Genomic DNA, 19,240 nt, shown 5'->3' with positions numbered 1-19,240 from the left:
CTATGGTTGAAGAAGCGATCGCTATTCTACAACAAGCAGGATTTGATTTAACTGCTCGGGAAATAGCAGAAATTTTTTGGTTGGCTATTCATCTAGATCAGCCCATAGACCAGTCAGAGGAACCAGAGCAGCCATTACCACAGCAGCCATCCCAATCATCAACGGTATCTCAAGACCAATCACAGCAACCACAAAAGCGATCGCCACCATCAACGGTATCCCAAGACCAATCACAGCAACCCCCAAATAAAACTCCAGATATCCAAGCAGATACCCAAGAATCACCGTTACCTGAAGTCACAAAACCTGGTGCTGATGTTTATCTACGCTCTTCCAAACCTAACAAGACTAAAGAAAGTAGAGAAGCAATTCCGATTAAAGTACCAGCAGCGGTAGCATTGAGAAATAGTCTGGCGTTGGGACGGGCACTTCGTCCGTTAATGCGGAAAGTCCCATCTGCTACAGAAACGATATTGGATGAAGAAGCTACTGTTTACCAAATTGCCGAATCAAACATTTGGCTGCCAGTTCTGAAACCTGCTTCCGAACGATGGTTAGAGTTAGCGTTGGTGGTTGAAAAAACTAGTTCAACTGCGGTTTGGAAACAGACAATTACTGAACTTCAACATTTAGTGAAGCATCATGGAGCGTTTCGAGATGTACGCACCTGGGAATTAAGGATTACTGAAACAAAAGTCAACTTATTTCCTCAAACTAGCACGGGTCGGTATGATTCCACTCCCCATCCTCCCCAGGTATTAATTGACCCCAAGAAACAACGTTTAATTCTATTGGTTAGTGATTGTATTTCTGTGGCTTGGCGCAGACAATTAATTCAGCCAGTGCTAGAGTTGTGGGGACGCAATGGTTTACTGACTATCCTTCAGCTACTTCCTGAACGGCTTTGGGAACGCACGGCTTTAGGTTCAGAAACACCAGTGCAATTGCATTCTCTTAGTCCTGGAGTTGTCAATTCTCAGTTGATTGTTAAACCTTGGGATGAAGATGACATTGGACTTCTTTTAGAAGTCGGGAACAGGGAACAGGGAACAGGGAACAGTAAGTCTATTCAGAATAAATCCTCTATAAATGTTCCCGTGGTTACGTTAGAACCCTACCCCCTACTGGCGTGGTCACAGGTAATAGCTGGTCAGGGGAATGTTAGTACAGTGGGGTTTAACTTTGATGTATCCGAAAAGCCCCAAGCACAGAGAATAGCAGTAGATGGTGAACTTACTCAAGCCCAACTCACAGCACCAGCATTAGTTAGTCGATTTCGTGCTACGGCTTCTCCGATGGCGCGTCGGTTAGCTGGATTAATGGCAGCTGCTCCGGTTAGTTTACCTGTAGTGCAACTCATTCAGCAAACCCTGCTACCAAAATCCGCCCAAATTCATGTAGCGGAGGTGTTTATGAGTGGACTGCTCCAGTCTATAAAACCTGTAGACCAAGATTCAAATCCCGATTATATTGAGTACGACTTTAAGCCAGGGGTAAGGGAATTATTAGTAGATTCTGTACCCATTAGTAAAACCGTTTCAGTTATTGATAAAGTATCTGAGTTTGTCGCTAATCAATTAGGCTTATCAGTACAGGACTTTGAAGGGCGTTTACTTACACCGAAAACTGCAAGTAATGATGGGTTAGAAGCAAAAATTCGTCCCTTTGCACACCTAAAGGCTCAAGTATTACGGCGATTAGGAGGGGAGTATGCTCGTTTGGCTGAAGAACTCCTAATCTCAGAAACTCCTACCTCAGCTAATCCTTCATCCCAAGACTATCTGCAATTCTTGATGGAGGTATTTCAGGCAACCGTAGATAGCAATAGCGACCCCACAGTCGTCTACCCACTCCTGCAAGCCAACCTAGACAAACTCGATGATAACTTGATTGATATCCTGCAAACCTGGGCAAGTGCTAGATTCTCAGAATTGGAACCAGAAATAGCAGAAGACATCGCTAATACTATCTGGGAATTCAGCAACCTGATCAAAGATTTTCCTCTCGGGAATAAAGCCAGTAACATAGAAATCGCCATTGCTGGTTACGAACAGTTGCTAATAGTTTTTACCCGTGAAGTTTTTCCTGTTGATTGGGCAACGACTCAAAACAATCTCGGTAGTGCTTACTATGACAGAATCACAGGTCAGAAGGCACAAAACCTAGAAGAGGCCATCGCTTGCTACCAATCCGCTTTAGAAGTACGCACCCGTGAAGGGTTTCCTATTGATTGGGCATCCACTCAAAACAATCTCGGTATTGCTTACTCAAACAGAATCACAGGGGAGAAAGCACAAAACCTCGAAGATGCGATCGCTTGCTTCCAATCCGCTTTAGAAGTACGCACCCGTGAAGCTTTTCCCATTGATTGGGCAATGACTCAAAACAATCTCGGTCTTGCTTACTCTGAGCGAATCACAGGGGAGAAAGCACAAAACCTCGAAGATGCCATCGCTTGCTACCAATTGGCTTTATCAGTTTTCACCCGTGACGCTTTTCCTATTGATTGGGCAACGACTCAAAACAATCTCGGTCTTGCTTACTCTGAGCGAATCACAGGGGAGAAAGCACAAAACCTCGAAAATGCGATCGCTTGCTACCAATCCGCTTTAGAAGTAGGCACCCGTCAAGCTTTTCCCTATGATTGGGCATCCACTCAAAACCATCTCGGTAATGCTTACTTATACAGAATCACAGGGGATAAAGCACAAAACCTCGAAGATGCCATCGCTTGCTACCAATCCGCTTTAGAAGTACGCACCCGTGAAGGGTTTCCTATTGAATGGGCAAGGACTCAAAACAATCTCGGTAGTGCTTACCATGAAAGAATCACAGGTCCCAAAGCACAAAACCTCGAAGAGGCCATCGCTTGCTACCAATTGGCTTTATCAGTTTACACCCGTGACGCTTTTCCTATGGATTGGGCATCGACTCAAAACAATCTCGGTAGTGCTTACTTACAAAGAATCACAGGGGAGAAAGCACGCAACCTAGAAGATGCGATCGCTTGCTACCAACAGGCTCTTAGAGTCACAACCTTTGAGGCATTTCCTTATGAATGGGCAACGACACAAACTAATCTCGGTAATGCTTACCGTAACAGAATCAGAGGTGAGAAAGCACAGAATATTGAAGAGGCCATCGCTTGCTACCAACAGGCTCTTAGAGTCACAACCTTTGAGGCATTTCCTTATGAATGGGCAACGACACAAACTAATCTCGGTAATGCTTGCCGTAACAGAATTACAGGTCAGAAGGCACAAAACTTAGAATATGCGATCGCTTGCTACCAACAGGCTCTTAGAGTCACAACCTTTGAGGCATTTCCTTATGCATGGGCAACGACACAAACTAATCTCGGTAATGCTTACCGTAACAGAATTACAGGTCAGAAGACACAAAACTTAGAAGATGCGATCACTTGCTACCAACAGGCTCTTAGAGTCACAACCTTTGAGGCATTTCCTATTGAATGGGCAACGACACAAACTAATCTCGGTAATGCTTACCGTAACCGCATCAAAGGTGAGAAAGCACAGAATATTGAAGAGGCCATCGCTTGCTACCAACAGGCTCTTAGAGTCACAACCTTTGAGGCATTTCCTATTGAATGGGCAACGACACAAACTAATCTCGGTAATGCTTACCGTAACAGAATTACAGGTCAGAAGGCACAAAACTTAGAAGATGCGATCGCTTGCTACCAACAGGCTCTTAGAGTTTATACCTATGAAGCATTTCCCCGAGAGTATCTAGATACTCAAAATAAACTTGCTTTCGCATACCAATATACTCAAAATTTTCCTGAAGCTTACAAAACTTTTGATGCTGTCATTAAAACAGTAGAATCCTTGCGTGAGGAAATTATTTTTGGTTCTGGAGTGGAAGAATACAAGACCAAACTAGCTGAAGAATGGAATAAAGTCTATCGAGGGATGGTGGAAGTCTGTTTAGAATTAGGTAACATCAGAGAAGCAATTGAATATGTTGAACGGAGCAAAACCCGCAATTTAGTTGAACAGATCCTCAGCCGTGACCTGAAAACCATCTTTCCTCCAGATGTTGTCACTCAATTAGAACAATATAGGGATGAAATAGCAGCAGGTCAATATCAAATCCAACATGGTAAAGCTGACAATCCAACCGCCCTGGCACAACATCTCCAAGAATTGCGACAGCAGCGGAATGATTTACGAGACCAATATTTACCTATTGGTTATAGCTTTAACTTTGATAAATTTCAGAACAATTTAGATGACCACACTGCCGTTGTAGAGCTTTACATTACAGGGGATAAGCTGCTCACTTTCATCTTCACTCGTCAAACTAAGCAGCCAATAGTTTGGCAATCTGCTCCACAAGACTTAGACGAATTGGTAAATTGGAGAAATGAATATCTTCAAAGCTATCACACCAATAAATCTGATTCGCAAAATGACCTGAATAACCGCCTACAGTTGCTGAGTCAAATTATTCATATTGATGACATCATTCAGCAAATTCCAAGAAATTGCGATCGCTTAATTTTAATTCCTCATCGATATTTACATTTGTTCCCGCTTCATGCTTTACCTATCAACAGTCACCAGGGAGAAGCAACATCTGGAATTCTGATGGATTGCTTTCCAGCAGGAGTAAGTTATGCCCCTAGCTGTCAACTACTCCAACTTCTCCAAACCAGAAGACGTCCGGACTTTACCCACCTGTTTGCAGTTCAAGACCCCTTAAATGACTTGAGTTACAGCAAGATGGAAGTAGAAGTCATCAAAAGCTACTTCAATCCACCACCAGATACAGAGGTTCTTGTGGAAAAAGCTGCGACCAAAGCCGCCATAGATCACAAACCTCTCAACACTTACCACTGTTTACATTTTAGCTGTCAGGGTTATTTTAATTACCAAGAACCACGTAAATCAGCTCTCATCCTGGCAAATCCTCTACTTAGCCGTGCATCGGCTGAACTTGATCCAGAACAACATCTAGTTTTGAATAACGATAACGTAATTGACTTAGACAAATGCCTCACCTTAGATGACATCTGTGCCCTGAAATTAGACCAATGTCGCCTTGTCACTCTTTCTGCTTGCGAAACAGGATTAATAGATTACACCAACACCAGCGATGAATACATTAGTTTTGCCAGCGGTTTCCTAGTTGCGGGTAGTCCAGCGGTAGTTAGTAGCTTGTGGACGCTAAACGATCAATCTACTGCGTTGTTGATGATTAAATTTTATCAGAATCTGCTCAACCAGATGTCTTTAGCAGTTGCCCTTAACCAAGCGCAACTTTGGCTGCGGAATAGTACCGTGTCTCAGTTGTTAGCCTGCAGTAGGCAGTTACCTCTAGACAAATCTTCGATCAGAAACATTGAACAATCACTGGATTGGTTTGACCCCGATGAGCAACCCTTCCAAAGCCCCTACTACTGGGCAGCTTTCTTTTTAATTGGAGAGTAAAATCATGATTTCTGACAACACTTAGGCAAAAAAAGGCAATAGGGGAAAGAGTGTAACAAGCTCCCTACTCCCTAAAACCCAAGACAAAGTTACCTCACCCAATTAATAATTATACATACCAATAAAAAAAATCGGTCAAGTTGTGGTTAACCCCAATCATTGACCGAATTCTATAGTGTAAGCCACCAGAAATACAGCGGAGCTCAACTCAAATTTAGATACTGCTGATCAACTAATACATTCCTCAGTGGTCAGTGGTCAGTGGTCAGCTTTGTGGCACAGGCTTCCAGCCTGTGACCTAACCCATAAGCTGATAACTGATAGCTGTTCGCGTAGCGTGCGCGTAGCGCTTAAGCTGATAGCTGATAGCTGTTCGCGTAGCGTGCGCGTAGCGCTTAAGCTAATAGCTGATAGCTTAAACATAACCGCCACAATTCCTAGCCGCCAGGGCGTCAAAACCCTGTCTTGATGCAGTCGCTCATGGGGGAAACCCCCAAGACCGCGCTGCATCGCTGGCAAAACCCTATCCTAGTCTACATAGAAATATCGAATCAAAAAAGTCATAACCTCACCAGGCTTTTCAGTAGGTTCTGGAGTGCTCCACTCGTCGGGATAAGCGTATTTCAGGCCATAGATGGCATTAATCGTATTCCGAACTTGTTCAGGAGAACCGATCAAAACGTACTTGACTTTCTTAGGTTTACGACCAGGGTTTTCAGGAGTCTGATTGTCATCGGAGTTAGGCGGAATGTTTTTAGTCATGATCAACAGTAGTTTTAAATGCTGTACATTATTAATATATAAATAAATTAATTAAATGTCAAGGGGTTTAGGATTTTTTTTATTAGGAAAATTGAAAATAGCTATAATAGTAAATAGGGCATAAGTAAGATATTATTTTTGTAAGTGCGGGGATGGTATTCAGGGTGAATAATGTTAACAAAAAATTACCCAATTACAAAAGCAATTCCTTTTAATCCCTGCTTCCTACTCCCTACTCCCTGCTCCCTGCTCCCTATATCAACCTGTAAAACCATGAGATTCATCAGCCCAAAAACTGACTTTGCTTTCAAAAAAATCTTTGGCTCAGATCAGAGTAAAGATATTCTGATTTCCTTCCTCAATGCCATGATATACTCTGGTAATTCCGTCATCCAGGATTTAGAAATTATTGATCCCTATAGCGCCGGGGATGTAGTAGATTTAAAAGACACTTTTCTGGATGTTAAGGCAGTATTAGAAGATAAAACGACTGTCATCATTGAGATGCAACTCTGGAATGTGGAGGCTTTCGAGAAGCGAGTAGTTTATAACTTGTGCAAAACCTATGGGAATCAACTGAAATCGGGACAGGGGTATTTCGATTTAAATCCGGTTATTGCTTTAACTATCACAGATTTTAAGTTATTCCCCTCAAGCCAGAAAGTAATTAGCTGTTTTTACTTTCAAGAAGAAGAAGACCACTTGCCTTATCAGGAGAACGAATTAAAGTTGGTGTTTGTGGAACTACCCAAATTTACTAAGCAACTGGAAGAATTAGAAAGTGTGATAGATAAGTGGATATTTTTTATCAAAGAAGCGCCCAACTTAGAAATCATTCCTGACAAGCTCAGGGAAATACCACAGCTAGAACAAGCCTTAACCATAGCGAATCAAGCGGGGTTGAGTGTCTCAGAAGTGGAAAAACTCCGCAAACAGGAGATGGCCTTGGAGGACGCGCGACGTGCATGGAGTTTCGCGAAAAGGGAAGGACGAGAAGAAGGTAGACTAGAAGGCAGACTTGAAGGACGAGAAGAAGGAAGAATAGAAGGACGAGAACAAGGTAGACTTGAAGAAAAACAGCAGATTGTTAAACAGATGAAGGCCGCTGGGTTACCCCTGAATGATATTGCTCAATATACGGGGTTGACTATCGATGAAATTAATCAGTTGTCCTAACAGAGTAAGAAAACGTTAAAAAAAATACCAATTAAAGTAGGGTGGGCAAAGTAATATAATCATTAATACTCAACAAAACCAAACTGTTTTTGCCCACCCTACAAGCTCCCGACTTCTGACTTCTGCTATATCATTCGTTTCAAGCGCACCATAAAAAAACCATCCATCTGGTCTCGATAGGGCACAACTTTCAGCCAACCTTCCGGTGTTGAAAACTCCTTAAGAAACGAAACAGTAGGGGGTTCAATTTGCCACTGAGAATGACCTTCCAGAAACCATTGTATTACCGCCTCATTTTCTTGAGGATTTAAGGTACAGGTAGCATATACTAAAACACCTCCGGGCTTGACCCAAGTTGCGGTATGCTCTAACAATTCTTTTTGCAAAACAGTAAGTTCCTGGACTTTTTCTGGAGTCATGCGCCAACGAATATCAGGACGTCGGTGAAGGGTACCATTACCGGAACAGGGAGCATCTAATAACACAGCATTAGCGACGTTAGTAAATTCAGGGCAATCCCGACTATCACCAGTACTGATCTGAATCGATTGTAATTCTAACCGTTGGGCATTCTGTTGGACTTTTTTGAGGCGGGAAGCTGAGCGATCGCATGCCCAAATTTTGCCCTGATCTGCCATTAATTCTGCAATATGAGTTGTCTTGCCCCCTGGTGCAGCACAGGCATCAATCACCACATCACCAGGTTGAGGGTCCAACAGATAACTGACCAGCTGGGCACTACAATCTTGAACAGTCCACCAACCCTCCTTAAATCCCGGTAGCTCTTGAATCGCACCAACACCACCCACAATCCGCAGTGCTTGGGGGAGCTGAGCTGGGTTGCTGAACATAGGGATAATCTCACCATTCCCCTCGTCCTGGTGGGAGACCAAGGTCGGTACCCGCTGAATAGCCAGTTCAGCAGATTGCATCCCTGCCTCCACTTCCTCAATGGACACCTTGAGGGGATTTATCCGTAAGTCAATGGTAGGAGATTGGTTAAACCATTGACACAGCTGTTCTGTTTCCTCTAGTCCCAGCTGTTGTAACCACAGCTCGATCATCCAATCGGGAAAACTGTGTAAAATGCCCAGACGCTCCATATCCCCTGCTGGCAACTCCAAAGGGTCAGGGGAATTGGCAGCTAAACGGGCATAGTTTCGTAGTAAACCATTAACCACCCCTGCCAGTCCTTTGAAGCCATTGTTCTTCGCTAGGTCAACGGTGGTATTGACCGCTGCTGAAGCAGGAATTCGGCCTTGATAGCGCAGCTGGTATAGTCCAAGGTGAAGTATAGTGCGCAAATCTGGAGGTTGTTGATTCGCTTTCTTTTTCCCCAACTGGTCAAGTAGAGCATCCAGAGTGCGCTGTCGTCGGACACTACCATAAACTAATTCTGTCACTAAGCCCCGATCAGCACCAGTTAACTGAGCATTGTGTAGCACTCGATTCAGGGCAATATCAGCAAAAGCACCCCGCCGATGAATATCCCGGAGGGCTAGGAATGCTAACTGGCGAGGATTTTGTTTATCAAAGGTTGACGATTTATCTTGGCTCACAAACTCTGTACTCCTCTGGGTCTTACCTGATCAGCTATCAGCTATCAGCTATCAGCTTTCAGCTTTGAGCTTTCAGCTTTCAGTTATCAGCTATCAGCTATCAGCTATCAGCTATCAGCTTTCAGCTTTCAGCTATCAGCTTTCAGCTTTCAGCTTTCAGCTTTGAGTTATCAGTTATCAGCTTTGAGTTATCAGCTTTCAGTCAAATACTGACCGCTGACGGCTGACCACTGACCGCTGACCGCTGACCGCTGACCGCTGACCGCTGACCGCTGACGGCTGACCACTGACCGCTGACCGCTGACCGCTGACCGCTGACCGCTGACCGCTGACCGCTGACCGCTGACCGCTGACCGCTGACCGCTGACCGCTGACCGCTGACCGCTGACCGCTGACCGCTGACCGCTGACCGCTGACCGCTGACCGCTGAATGCTCACGCTAATATGCATTTATAGCAGTGATCAATTCGGTATTGATAACTGCTATAAATAAAATGGTTAATCCTTTTTAAACATTGGGTATGTCAGCCACCTCAAGCCCTTTACCAGAAGCTCTTGCTCGGATTGTAGAACGCTTTCAGCGCCGCAAAGACCCCAAGCAACGGTATCAGCAGTTGCTGTGGTACGCCAAGAAGCTTCAGGCCATGCCAGAAACCGATAAAGTGCCAGAAAACAAGGTTCCTGGCTGCGTGTCCCAGGTTTATATCACTGCTAACTTGGATGATGGCAAAGTCTTGTATCAGGGAGACTCAGATGCCCAATTGGTTAAAGGGTTAGTAGCGTTGTTGATTGAAGGCTTGAATGGACTGACGCCAACAGAGATTGTCAACCTATCTCCTGACTTTATTCAAGACATAGGATTGAATGCTAGTTTAACCCCTTCTCGCGCTAATGGATTTTACAACATTTTCCAGACCATGAAGAAAAAAGCCCTGGGATATCAGTTGGGAATGTCTTCGAGAGAATTAAATTGAGGGATTTTCCCTTCTATTTTCCCCACACCCGGTCACCCACCCCGGACCGAGGATTAACTGACAAGACCCTTGAAATGCTGATTGTCCCGTAGGTTGGATTACGCGATCGCTAACCCAACGAACACCTCACGCTTGGTTGGGTTTCGTTGCCTCAACCCAACCTACGCCATGATCTAAAGTCAGTCAACCAGCTCTGTTCCCGATTCCCGTTCCCCTCCTGGGAGGGGTTAGGGGTGGGTTCCGATTCCCGTTCCCCTCCTGGGAGGGGTTAGGGGTGGGTTCCGATTCCCGTTCCCCTCCTGGGAGGGGTTAGGGGTGGGTTCCGATTCCCTATATTTGAGTAAATCCAGACTAAATTAAGCCTGAAACCCTTGTATAAACTGGGTTTCAGGTGTTTTTCTATGACAAAGCTACTTGAGTTCCAGCCTAGCATGGGCAATTTGCCCTTGACTTATCCATTGGAGTTTCAGGACAATAAAGTAGAACATTTGTACTACTATAGTCTTTCCTCTTAACCATTGCACCCACACCCCTAGAGCCATCACATCCCTCCTACAACGAACGATTCTAGAGCAGCGATTGGCCGTAGGCCACGCTTTGCGAACGCGTATCGCTGTGGGTAGTGTCGGGTACTGGCCATTAGCCACTGGCTGATAAAGAAACCTCTTGTTTGGGAATTATCTCAGATAAGAGCACTGTTTTAAGAGCACTGTTCTAGTAGGGAGTAGTTAGTGGATGAATATTGCTAACCAGCCACCAGCTACTATAGCGTTTTCCATATTAATGAAATACACACACCTATTTTTTCCCGATTCCCGATTCCCTACTCCCGTTCCCCTCCTGGGAGGGGTTAGGGGTGGGTTCCGATTCCCGTTCCCCTCCTGGGAGGGGTTAGGGGTGGGTTCCGATTCCCGATTCCCGATTCCCAGCGCTATAGCAATTTTAAAGTAATCATTTTCAATTAAAAAAATCTAAATCTCGTCAAAGGAACACACTATATGGTTGCCACAAAAGACAGCAAAGACCAGATTTTCCAAGCCTTTGAGCAAATCCTAAAACAGCGGCAAAATATTGACTCAAAAATTGCGACCAAAGAAGAAGAAGCAGAAAAAGCTAAAAATCAACAAGTCCTGGAAACTGCATCAAATTATACCGTTGATAATATTGTCAAAGGAATGGCTGATTTACAGCTGGAGTTTGGCACCATTGTTAATGAATTGTCAGAAAAATTATCCTCAGAAGCATCTAAACTTGATGAGCTAAAGCTGGCGATTAAAGTAGAAACTGAACACTTGCAATACCTTCAGCAAATTCGAGTTGTAGCTGATGCCTTACATTTGCTCAATCAAGAGCACCAGGAAAAGCTAAAATCCCTAGAGCAAAAAGCAGATCAACAGCGAGAAGAGATCGAAAAAGACCAAGAGCAAAAACGTAAGCTTTGGCAAAAAGACCAGGAATACTTTGAAATAGCACGTCAAGAACAAAACGAATTATTGGCTCGGGAACGACAACGCCAAGAAGCTGACTATCAATACGAATTAGAACGTCAGCGTAAAATTGAGACGGATCAGTATGAAGAACTGAGCCGTAACCAGGAGCGAGAATTACAAGAGTCCAATCAAGAAAAAGAAAAGCAATGGTCTGAGCGAGAACAGAAGCTACAAGAATCTCAAGACCTGTTTGAAGAGTATCAACAGAAAGTGGAAGCTTTCCCCGCTGAGCTAGATGAAATCGTTAAAAAAGTAAAAGATAAAGCAATTAAAAAAGTCCAAAACGACGCTAAAGTACAGGCTGATTTACTCACCAAAGGCTGGGAAGTTACTCAACAGGGTTATGACGTTAAAAATTCAGTCCTTGGAGCAACACATAGAAAAACAAAATAAACAAATTGAAAATCTATATGGTCAGCTACAAGAGACCCTGAAACAGTCCCAAGCCCTGACTTTGAAAGCTTTTGATGGGTCTTCAAGAAGCAAGGATCAAAATTAGTGACTATTTATAGCAATTATTAGACTCATGAGGTACATTCAATTTTATTCCCCCCTTATTAAGGGGGGCAAGGGGGGATCCCTACTCCCTGCTCCCTGCTCCCTGCTCCCTAAAACCCAAAACTTTGTACCTCACCCAAATAATAATTGCTATATAGCAGTTAAGAAATTGTCAAACAGAAGATAACGTTGAAAGTATGACACGCAAACCTAACAGCAAGAACACCAAAGCAGAAATTTTAGAAGCTTACAAGGAATTACTAGCAGAACGAAATGCTTTGGAAAAAGAAATGAAGCAGATGAACAAAACGGAAACTCCTCAAGTATCCACGGTGGAAAAAAAGCAAACTAATGGATCCGTACCAGCAAAAGTCATGAAAGACAAAATGATGTATACCCTAGACAGCCTGGTTAAGCTGCAATTAGGGTTTGGTAGTAGTGTCAGTGAGTTGTCGGAAAAACTAACATCAGAAGCCGCTAAACTAGAAGAATTACGAACAGCGGTTACTGAGGAAACTCAACAACTCGCTGAACTCCACAATTTATCAGAAATTCAAGACGATACCTTAGATACGTTAATTGAAAACTATCAGAATAGCTCTAAAGCTTTCGATGAAGAAATTTACCAAAAACGGGAAGAGTTAGAGCTGGAAATAAATCAGTTAAAACAATCCTGGGACAAAGAACAAGAGGAACAGCAACGAGCTATTAAAGAACGGAATGAAGAACAAAATAAAACCCGTAAGCGAGATGCTCAAGAGTATGATTATAATTTAGCCCTACAACGCAGCTTAGATAAAGAAACCTACAACCATAACCAAGAACGTTTATACAAAGAATTGGAGGAAACGAGGCAACAACAAGAGAAACAGTGGGCAGAGCGGGAAAATGCGATCGCAGAGCGAGAGAAGCAGTTTGAAGAATTAAAAACTAAGGTAGAAGCCTTCGACCAGGAAAAATCAGTGGCTATCAAAAAAGCCCAAGAAGAAGGCAAAGCGATTGCTAGCCACCAGGTCAAAATTCAAGCCGACTTACAGAATAAGGAATTAGAAGGAAATAATCGTGTCTATCAGCTAAGAATTGAATCCCTGGAACAGACAATAAAGGAATCATCAGCACGGATACACAGTCTTTCCCAGCAACTCGATACTGCCCTCAAACAAGTTCAGGATTTAGCGGTCAAGGCAATTGAGGGTGCTTCTAATATCAACTCTTATCAAGCCCTTAAAGAAATTGCCTTAGAGCAAGCCAAAAATCCAACTAAGGGTAAATAAGCCCAAAAAGGGAAATATTTTGGTGGTTTTGAAGGTTGACGACATGGTGTTGTCAACCTTCAACTATTAATAGTTGCGTAGGGTGCGTTAGGGACGGGCCGGGTCTGAGCGCCTCTAACGCGCCTTGTTAGGTTGCTGCCCGTAACGCACCACCTCATATTCATTCTGCCCCTCAGCAATGCCGGTAAAATAGTCCGGAGTTGTATCATCAGTAATATTGGGTCAAAGCGCTAATCAACCGATGGAAACAATTTCGGTAGGTGGCGACTCGTGATCACAAGCTTGCTGACCAATCTTGAGCTATGGAGCGCGATCGCTTCCATTTTTTTTTTGGTTGTGAGGTCAGCAAACACATCCTAAGTTGTCAATTTCGGTATCAGTGTTCTAGAAAATGGTTATGAACGTAATCAAAAAAATTCGGGTGTTACTGATTGAGAGGGGTGATTTAGCGCAGTTGGGTCTCAGAAAAGTCTTGGAGCAGTACAAGGAAGTCAGTTTAGTGTCTCAAGTTTCTAGCTTGCGTCATGTGGCCGCCCTTTTAAAAAAATCTAACCCGGACGTAGTAGTCATTAATTTAGAGCCTTCAACCAATACTGATGCGTTATTGCGCTTAGTCAGAAATTGGAAAGTGGCATTTTTTCCTAACATATTGCTGCTATCTTGGGACACATCAGAAGAATTTGTGATCAGCGCTTTTGGGGCTGGGGTAGATTCCTATTATCTAAAACGGATCAATTTTCCGAAAACTAATGTAGATACCAGTACTTTCTTAGATGCTTTAAAAGCTACCTATGAAGGGCAACACTGGATTGATCCAGAAATAGCTGGTTATCTCCTAAAAAACAGTATCAAGTCACCGGGTAATAATTTTTCTGGGATTACTTTAATCAATTCCTGTGAGCCTGACTATTATCAGATTCTTAGGGAAAATCCACTGACTGAACGGGAGCTAACTGTCTTGGAATTGATCGTAGCCGGTTATACAAATGACGAAATTGCCGAGCGATTATTACTAGGTCTTGGCACAGTTAAAACTCACATTCGGTCTGTGCTGTGGAAACTGTGCTGTGACGATAGAACACAAGCAGCAGTACAAGCACTTCGCAGTGGTTTGGTGAAGTAGATACAGCAGTTCTTAATTGGGTGAGTTACAAAGTTCTAGGTTTTAGGGAGTAGGGAGTAGGGAGTAGGGAGTAGGGAGTAGGGAGTAGGGAGCGGTGCGACCCGTGGCGAATTTAATTACGGGTCAAGCGCACCGAGGGAGTAGGGAGTAGGGAGCGGTGCGACCCGTGGCGAATTTAATTACGGGTCAAGCGCACCGAGGGAGTAGGGAAGTCAGAAGAAGGAACTTTGGAATAGATAATAGCAATGCAGCGGTTTTTAATAACACCAAAAAATCCTCCAAGCTCTTTCCTACTGCTCCGAACGCGCCCCGCGTAGCCCACGGCCTCAGTCCCTGCTCCCTGCTCCCTTTTACTTCAATCCTATGTTCACAACTCAAATATAAATACTTGATCCATTAATATCTTAAGTTTAATTGTTACACTTTAATTGCTTAGGTTTACTTTTCAGCAAAATAGCTTATTAACTACTAAGCACTAACGCCTCTACCTATAGGTTGGGTTTCAGCGTTTTTTTTGTTAAGTTTTTTTTCTTTTCTCAGAGTTTTCTTAAAATTTAGTTTATTTATCTATTCCTTTTGGACGAGTAACATTTTGAGACTTTTGACGAGCTGTGCCAATGATATTGAGAGGTTAAGTAATTGTAATGCTTGAGGTGAAACAATTACAATCATTTAGCTTATTCAAAATGCTCCTTAACTCAATAACATTTATTAATGAAAATAAATTGAACTATTCCTCTGGGATCGCTTTTGCGATTTAAAAATTTTCTGTATCACAAGAAGAGTCAGAAAAATTACGGAAAGAAAAATCCACCATGGTGAACAAGTCCTCTGTTGCGATGTCACCTCGTCAACAACAGCGTTGGAAAAGTAAAGAAACTATGTTTGCTAAGTTGCTTGCTCAGTTGTTTGCTCAGTTGAAGCAAGTGCCCTTGGGCTATTTAATGGTCATGGCTGCGATCGCCATGGCATTGGATCTCTATATCAGTACCTCCGTCACTCCTTTGATGGGTGTATCATTTTTGATGTGTCTAGTTGTGGGAGTGAGGTGGATTGGAGTCCAACCTAGTAATTCTGGGAATCAAATTCAACGGCTAGTCAGGAAATATGGTTTAGGAGCCTGTCTTTTCCTATTCACCTTTCTGTGGTTTATGTTGGACTTTACCGCTGCGCCAGCCCATGCCCAGTTTTTCCAAGTCGCAGAAGATTGGCTAACTAGTGCTATTCCTGAAGTAGACGCCGATTTGGTGTCCCTGGTGTTTAACGTTTTACGAGCACTATTCCTAATTTATTTGGGCATTTCATTGGTCAAAGTAGTCAATGCTGCCCAACAAGATGATGACTGGAAAACCCTAGCCCGTACTCCAATCATCATTTTGATTGTAGTTACATTGGGTGATCTTTTAGCAGGCTACATCACTGGCACAGGAGCATAAACTACGCTATATCTAATTTGCCTGTTGAGTTTTATCTAGCTGAAGGGATGAGTAGTCAGGGTTTTATTGAGATTGAAAGTTGTTTCAATCACTGATAGTTGGCAAGTCTGATCCAAAATAGCTTGACCTATGGCAAATAATTCACAGCAACAATTCCGTCGTGTTAACCGAACTCTTGATGAAAAACCGAAAATTGGTCCTATTCCAGCCGATCAGTTTATCCCCTGGGCAATAATTTGGGCAATTGCCTATTACATCGTCAAGGGAGTACTAGGAGCTAGTTGGGTATGGACATCTTGTTTCGGAGTTTGGGGTATGTCTACTTGGTGGGTGCTAACTTCCTCTAGCCATTGGAAATTTCTTTCTAAGTTTATACCTGTACCTCAATGGACAAGAGGAATGGGTAGATACCAAAGGCTTTTAGAGATTAAACGGGAAAAAGCAAAGGGCAAAGGCTAAAAAGTATGACAACAACTCAAGCTCACGATCAAGCTAAACAAAAGATGGGAAAGAAGCGGGTTGATGTAGGAAATGGTAAAAAGAAAACCTTAAAGCCGTTCGAGGATGACTGTAAGTTAGCTAGTTTCCTAGAAGTCAGACTTGATGGGTCTGATGTTGGGGCATACATTCTCAGAAAAGGAGAAGCTTCCTATAAATTTGTGTTTGGTTTTGAATGTCGAGGCATTCACACCACCTTACGGCAGGAGTTAATTGACCCGGTTTTTGATGCCATCGAAGCTGGGTTAAAAGATTTCCCAGAGCAGGAAACCCTCACGATTCACCTAAAGTCTTTCACTGATGACACTGATAGACAAAACACGTTGAGTCAGTTGATTAAGGGTACAGACTCTAACGAGTTAAAGTACCTAATCATGGGAGAAAAGAAGCGAATTCAAGACTTGACAAAAGGGGGGATTAGAAAGCCCAAGACATTGTATTTATTTGCTACCTATACCGTAGAATCAGGTCGAGAGGGAGCATCTGATAAAATCGAAGAATTTTTGATGACAGCTACCAAGTGGTGGAACGGATTTATTGGCAAGCTGGATGAGTATGAAAAACAGCAGATCGAGAGAGTGATAGAGATTGCCTTTAATAATGGCTATCAATTTTGGGAAAGGCTGTTGAGCAATCAAATGGGTCTATCGATTCGCCCTCTTTCTGCTCAAGAGTGTTGGAATTATGTGTGGCAGCGATTTAATGATACACCACCTCGTTCAGTTCCCCAGTTGCTTTCCTTAACTGAAGCTGGAGTTACCGAAGAGGTTTACTCAGAAATCCACCCGGTTTCTCTGTTAATGGAAGACTATACCGCTATTCCATTTGCTGATCGACGTTGGATTAATCTCAAAGACCAGTATACCGCAGTCATGCTCTTTTTAGACAAGCCTGAGGGGTGGAGGAATAAAGAATCCCAAATGCGCTATCTCTGGCAAGTCATGGCAAAAGATGAGGTCTATGACACCGATTGTTTTTGTGAGATTTCCAAAGCGAACATTAAGACAGTAACCAGCAAAATGCATTCGCTGACGAAACAGGCAAATGTCTCCTCAAAATATGCAGAGGAGAAAAATACGATTAATGTTAAAGCACAATTAAATATTCAGAAAAATGTCGAGGCTCAGGCGGCTATCTATGAAGGAGCCGTGCCATTTAATGTCTCGGTTGTTTTCTTAGTTCATCGCGATTCTCCACAAGATTTAGATCAGGCGTGTTATACTTTAAAATCTTATTTTCCGCCACCAGCTTGGATGGTAAGGGAGAGCGAGTATCCTTGGAAAATATGGCTAGAAACCTTACCAATTTCCTGGAGCAGACTATTAATGCGTCCGTTTAAGCGATCGCATACCTATTTAAGCCATATTGCACCAGGCTTAATGCCAGTAGTCAAAACCCGGACAGTGGATAGAACGGGATTTGAATTAATCTCTGCTGAAGGGGGTACGCCAGTTTTTATTGACTTATTCAAACAGCATAAAAACCTAGGTATTTTCGGAACCACCCGCAGTGGAAAATCTGTTTTGGCATCAGGAATTATTACCCAAGCCTTGGCTCATGGTATACCCATCTCAGCTATGGATTATCCAAAACCCGATGGCAGTTCTACCTTTAGTGACTACACCGCTTTTCTCGGGGATAAAGGAGCTTATTTTGATATTGGTCGAGAGGCAGTTAATCTTTTCGAGTTGCCCAATTTAAAGGGATTAGATGGTAAACTACAACAAGAGAGACTTACAGAATACAAAGAATTCTTAGTCGAAGCACTAATGCTAATGGTTCTTGGCTCCACGACGTTTCATGACCGGACTTATACGGATAACATCAGAGCCATGTTAAGCTTAGCAATCAAAGCCTTTTTTGATGATGATCAAATCCATGACCGTTATGTAGCAGCAAATATCAATGGCTTAGACTCTCAAGAATGGCAATTAATGCCTACCCTTGCAGATTTTATTGATTTTTGTTCCTTAGAGAGATTGCGAGTTACCTCTGTATCTGGGGATATCCTTCAAGGCTTGGATCAAGTCAAATTGCGACTGAGGTATTGGATCAATAGCCGAGTAGGACAAGCGATTAGTCGTCCTTCTACCTTTAGAAGTGATGCTCAGTTATTAGTCTTTGCCTTACGGAATATTAGTAGTGACGAAGATGCTGCACTACTCTCCTTAGGGATTTACTCAGCAGCCTTAAGACGTTCTTTAGCCTCGCCGGTGAGTATATTTTTCATCGATGAAAGTCCGATTCTGTTCCAGTATAATTCCATTGCTGAATTAATTGGCAGATTGTGTGCTAATGGAGCTAAAGCAGGAATTCGGGTAATTTTATCCGCTCAAGATCCAGATACCATTTCCAAGTCTCCCAGTGCAGCGAAAATTTTTCAGAATATAACAACACGCTTAGTAGGGAGGATTCAACCAACAGCAGTGGATAGCTTTGTTAATATTTTGAAATATCCTTCAGAGATTATTAACAAAAATGCCACAGAAGGATTTTTTCCTAAACAAGAAGGAATGTATTCTCAATGGTTACTCGATGACAATGGGATTTACACCTACTGTCGATTTTATCCCGGTTCAGCACTGTTAACAGCTGTTGCTAATAATCCTGAAGAATCAGCAATTCGTCAGACAGCAATGCGCTTACATCCCCAGGATAAAATTATGGCTATGCATTATGCTAGTAAAAAAATGGCAGAAATGCGTAATTCAGAAGTCCAAGTTGTGAATTCAAAGTTACCCGATCCGAGAGCAAAAGTTCGACTTCATAATTAAGCCATAAAAATAGGATATAATCTAGGTAAGTCAGGGATACGCTTTTATAGCGCTACGGGCAAGTAAGAAGTTAGAAGTCAGAATTCAAAAGTAAGCGATTACTTACGTTTCGGAGTTTAGGAATGTCCTAATCTCAATGGGTAGTGCTATATGGTTTAGCTTTCAGTTTTCAGTTTTCAGCCTTCAGCATTTTTTCGTAAATATTCAATCTAGGAGTTCA

15 protein-coding genes and 2 pseudogenes are annotated in these 19,240 nt (G+C 42.9%); 12 read left to right on the top strand and 5 right to left on the bottom strand.

Translation table 11 applies throughout. The annotated features are described in order from the left end of the window. Nucleotides 1-2: 2 nt before the first annotated feature. Nucleotides 3-1,571, top strand: a pseudogene (locus LYNGBM3L_RS50515) (SAV_2336 N-terminal domain-related protein); the annotation flags it as partial. Nucleotides 1,572-1,793: 222 nt separating this feature from the next. Then, on the top strand, nucleotides 1,794-5,456 hold the full coding sequence (locus tag LYNGBM3L_RS46025; RefSeq protein ID WP_207554331.1) for a CHAT domain-containing protein: 3,663 nt from the start codon (nucleotides 1,794-1,796) through the stop codon (nucleotides 5,454-5,456). 258 nt (nucleotides 5,457-5,714) lie between these two features. Here LYNGBM3L_RS46025 and LYNGBM3L_RS41480 read toward each other — a convergent pair whose 3' ends face one another. Continuing rightward, entirely contained in the window at nucleotides 5,715-5,966 is a 252-nt protein-coding gene (locus LYNGBM3L_RS41480) for a hypothetical protein (protein WP_131826888.1), read from the bottom strand. An 18-nt stretch (nucleotides 5,967-5,984) separates the two neighbouring features. After that, nucleotides 5,985-6,218, bottom strand: a complete 234-nt coding sequence (locus LYNGBM3L_RS22500) for a hypothetical protein (RefSeq protein WP_009149134.1) — start codon at nucleotides 6,216-6,218, stop codon at nucleotides 5,985-5,987. 273 nt (nucleotides 6,219-6,491) lie between these two features. Here LYNGBM3L_RS22500 and LYNGBM3L_RS22495 point away from each other — a divergent pair, with 273 nt between their 5' ends. Beyond that, a complete protein-coding gene (locus LYNGBM3L_RS22495; protein ID WP_044494368.1) occupies nucleotides 6,492-7,394 on the top strand; it encodes an Rpn family recombination-promoting nuclease/putative transposase in 903 nt (300 codons plus the stop codon). A gap of 125 nt (nucleotides 7,395-7,519) precedes the next feature. On the opposite strand, the gene LYNGBM3L_RS22490 is transcribed toward LYNGBM3L_RS22495, so the two are convergent. Both LYNGBM3L_RS22490 and LYNGBM3L_RS22485 read right to left on the bottom strand, forming a co-directional pair. Beyond that, nucleotides 7,520-8,953 carry a 16S rRNA (cytosine(967)-C(5))-methyltransferase gene (locus tag LYNGBM3L_RS22490; protein WP_009149128.1) on the bottom strand — a complete coding sequence of 478 codons (1,434 nt, stop codon included), beginning with the start codon at nucleotides 8,951-8,953 and terminating at the stop codon, nucleotides 7,520-7,522. A gap of 198 nt (nucleotides 8,954-9,151) precedes the next feature. Then, nucleotides 9,152-9,403 (bottom strand): hypothetical protein, encoded by a 252-nt coding sequence (locus LYNGBM3L_RS22485; RefSeq protein WP_009149126.1) that lies wholly within the window; start codon nucleotides 9,401-9,403, stop codon nucleotides 9,152-9,154. Nucleotides 9,404-9,474: 71 nt separating this feature from the next. Between LYNGBM3L_RS22485 and LYNGBM3L_RS22480 the strand changes: the two genes are divergently transcribed. After that, a complete protein-coding gene (locus tag LYNGBM3L_RS22480) occupies nucleotides 9,475-9,927 on the top strand; it encodes a SufE family protein (protein ID WP_009149117.1) in 453 nt (150 codons plus the stop codon). 410 nt (nucleotides 9,928-10,337) lie between these two features. On the opposite strand, the gene LYNGBM3L_RS48880 is transcribed toward LYNGBM3L_RS22480, so the two are convergent. Beyond that, nucleotides 10,338-10,469, bottom strand: a complete 132-nt coding sequence (locus LYNGBM3L_RS48880; RefSeq protein ID WP_009149116.1) for a hypothetical protein — start codon at nucleotides 10,467-10,469, stop codon at nucleotides 10,338-10,340. Nucleotides 10,470-10,710: 241 nt separating this feature from the next. Here LYNGBM3L_RS48880 and LYNGBM3L_RS44100 point away from each other — a divergent pair, with 241 nt between their 5' ends. The 8 genes and pseudogenes from LYNGBM3L_RS44100 to LYNGBM3L_RS22450 all read left to right on the top strand — a co-directional run bounded on the left by LYNGBM3L_RS44100 (nucleotide 10,711) and on the right by LYNGBM3L_RS22450 (nucleotide 19,020). After that, nucleotides 10,711-10,878: a hypothetical protein gene (locus LYNGBM3L_RS44100; protein ID WP_154659879.1), complete on the top strand. Its 168-nt coding sequence runs from the start codon at nucleotides 10,711-10,713 to the stop codon at nucleotides 10,876-10,878. A 47-nt stretch (nucleotides 10,879-10,925) separates the two neighbouring features. Continuing rightward, nucleotides 10,926-11,916, top strand: a pseudogene (locus tag LYNGBM3L_RS22475) (hypothetical protein). A gap of 196 nt (nucleotides 11,917-12,112) precedes the next feature. Further along, nucleotides 12,113-13,189, top strand: a complete 1,077-nt coding sequence (locus tag LYNGBM3L_RS22470; RefSeq protein ID WP_009149110.1) for a coiled-coil domain-containing protein — start codon at nucleotides 12,113-12,115, stop codon at nucleotides 13,187-13,189. Between the two features lie 391 nt (nucleotides 13,190-13,580). Next, nucleotides 13,581-14,312 (top strand): response regulator transcription factor, encoded by a 732-nt coding sequence (locus tag LYNGBM3L_RS22465; RefSeq protein ID WP_081431833.1) that lies wholly within the window; start codon nucleotides 13,581-13,583, stop codon nucleotides 14,310-14,312. A gap of 166 nt (nucleotides 14,313-14,478) precedes the next feature. Continuing rightward, on the top strand, nucleotides 14,479-14,712 hold the full coding sequence (locus LYNGBM3L_RS41470) for a hypothetical protein (protein ID WP_131826889.1): 234 nt from the start codon (nucleotides 14,479-14,481) through the stop codon (nucleotides 14,710-14,712). Between the two features lie 415 nt (nucleotides 14,713-15,127). After that, nucleotides 15,128-15,748 (top strand): hypothetical protein, encoded by a 621-nt coding sequence (locus LYNGBM3L_RS35045; RefSeq protein ID WP_052308473.1) that lies wholly within the window; start codon nucleotides 15,128-15,130, stop codon nucleotides 15,746-15,748. 129 nt (nucleotides 15,749-15,877) lie between these two features. Continuing rightward, entirely contained in the window at nucleotides 15,878-16,207 is a 330-nt protein-coding gene (locus LYNGBM3L_RS22455) for a hypothetical protein (protein WP_009149104.1), read from the top strand. Nucleotides 16,208-16,212: 5 nt separating this feature from the next. After that, entirely contained in the window at nucleotides 16,213-19,020 is a 2,808-nt protein-coding gene (locus LYNGBM3L_RS22450) for a putative type IV secretion/conjugal transfer ATPase (protein ID WP_009149102.1), read from the top strand. Nucleotides 19,021-19,240: the final 220 nt, after the last annotated feature.

The sequence above is a fragment of the Moorena producens 3L genome (assembly GCF_000211815.1).
GTDB lineage: Bacteria > Cyanobacteriota > Cyanobacteriia > Cyanobacteriales > Coleofasciculaceae > Moorena > Moorena producens.
The sequence above is the reverse complement of the archived record's forward strand: the minus strand, read 5'-3'. Positions and strand labels throughout refer to the sequence as shown.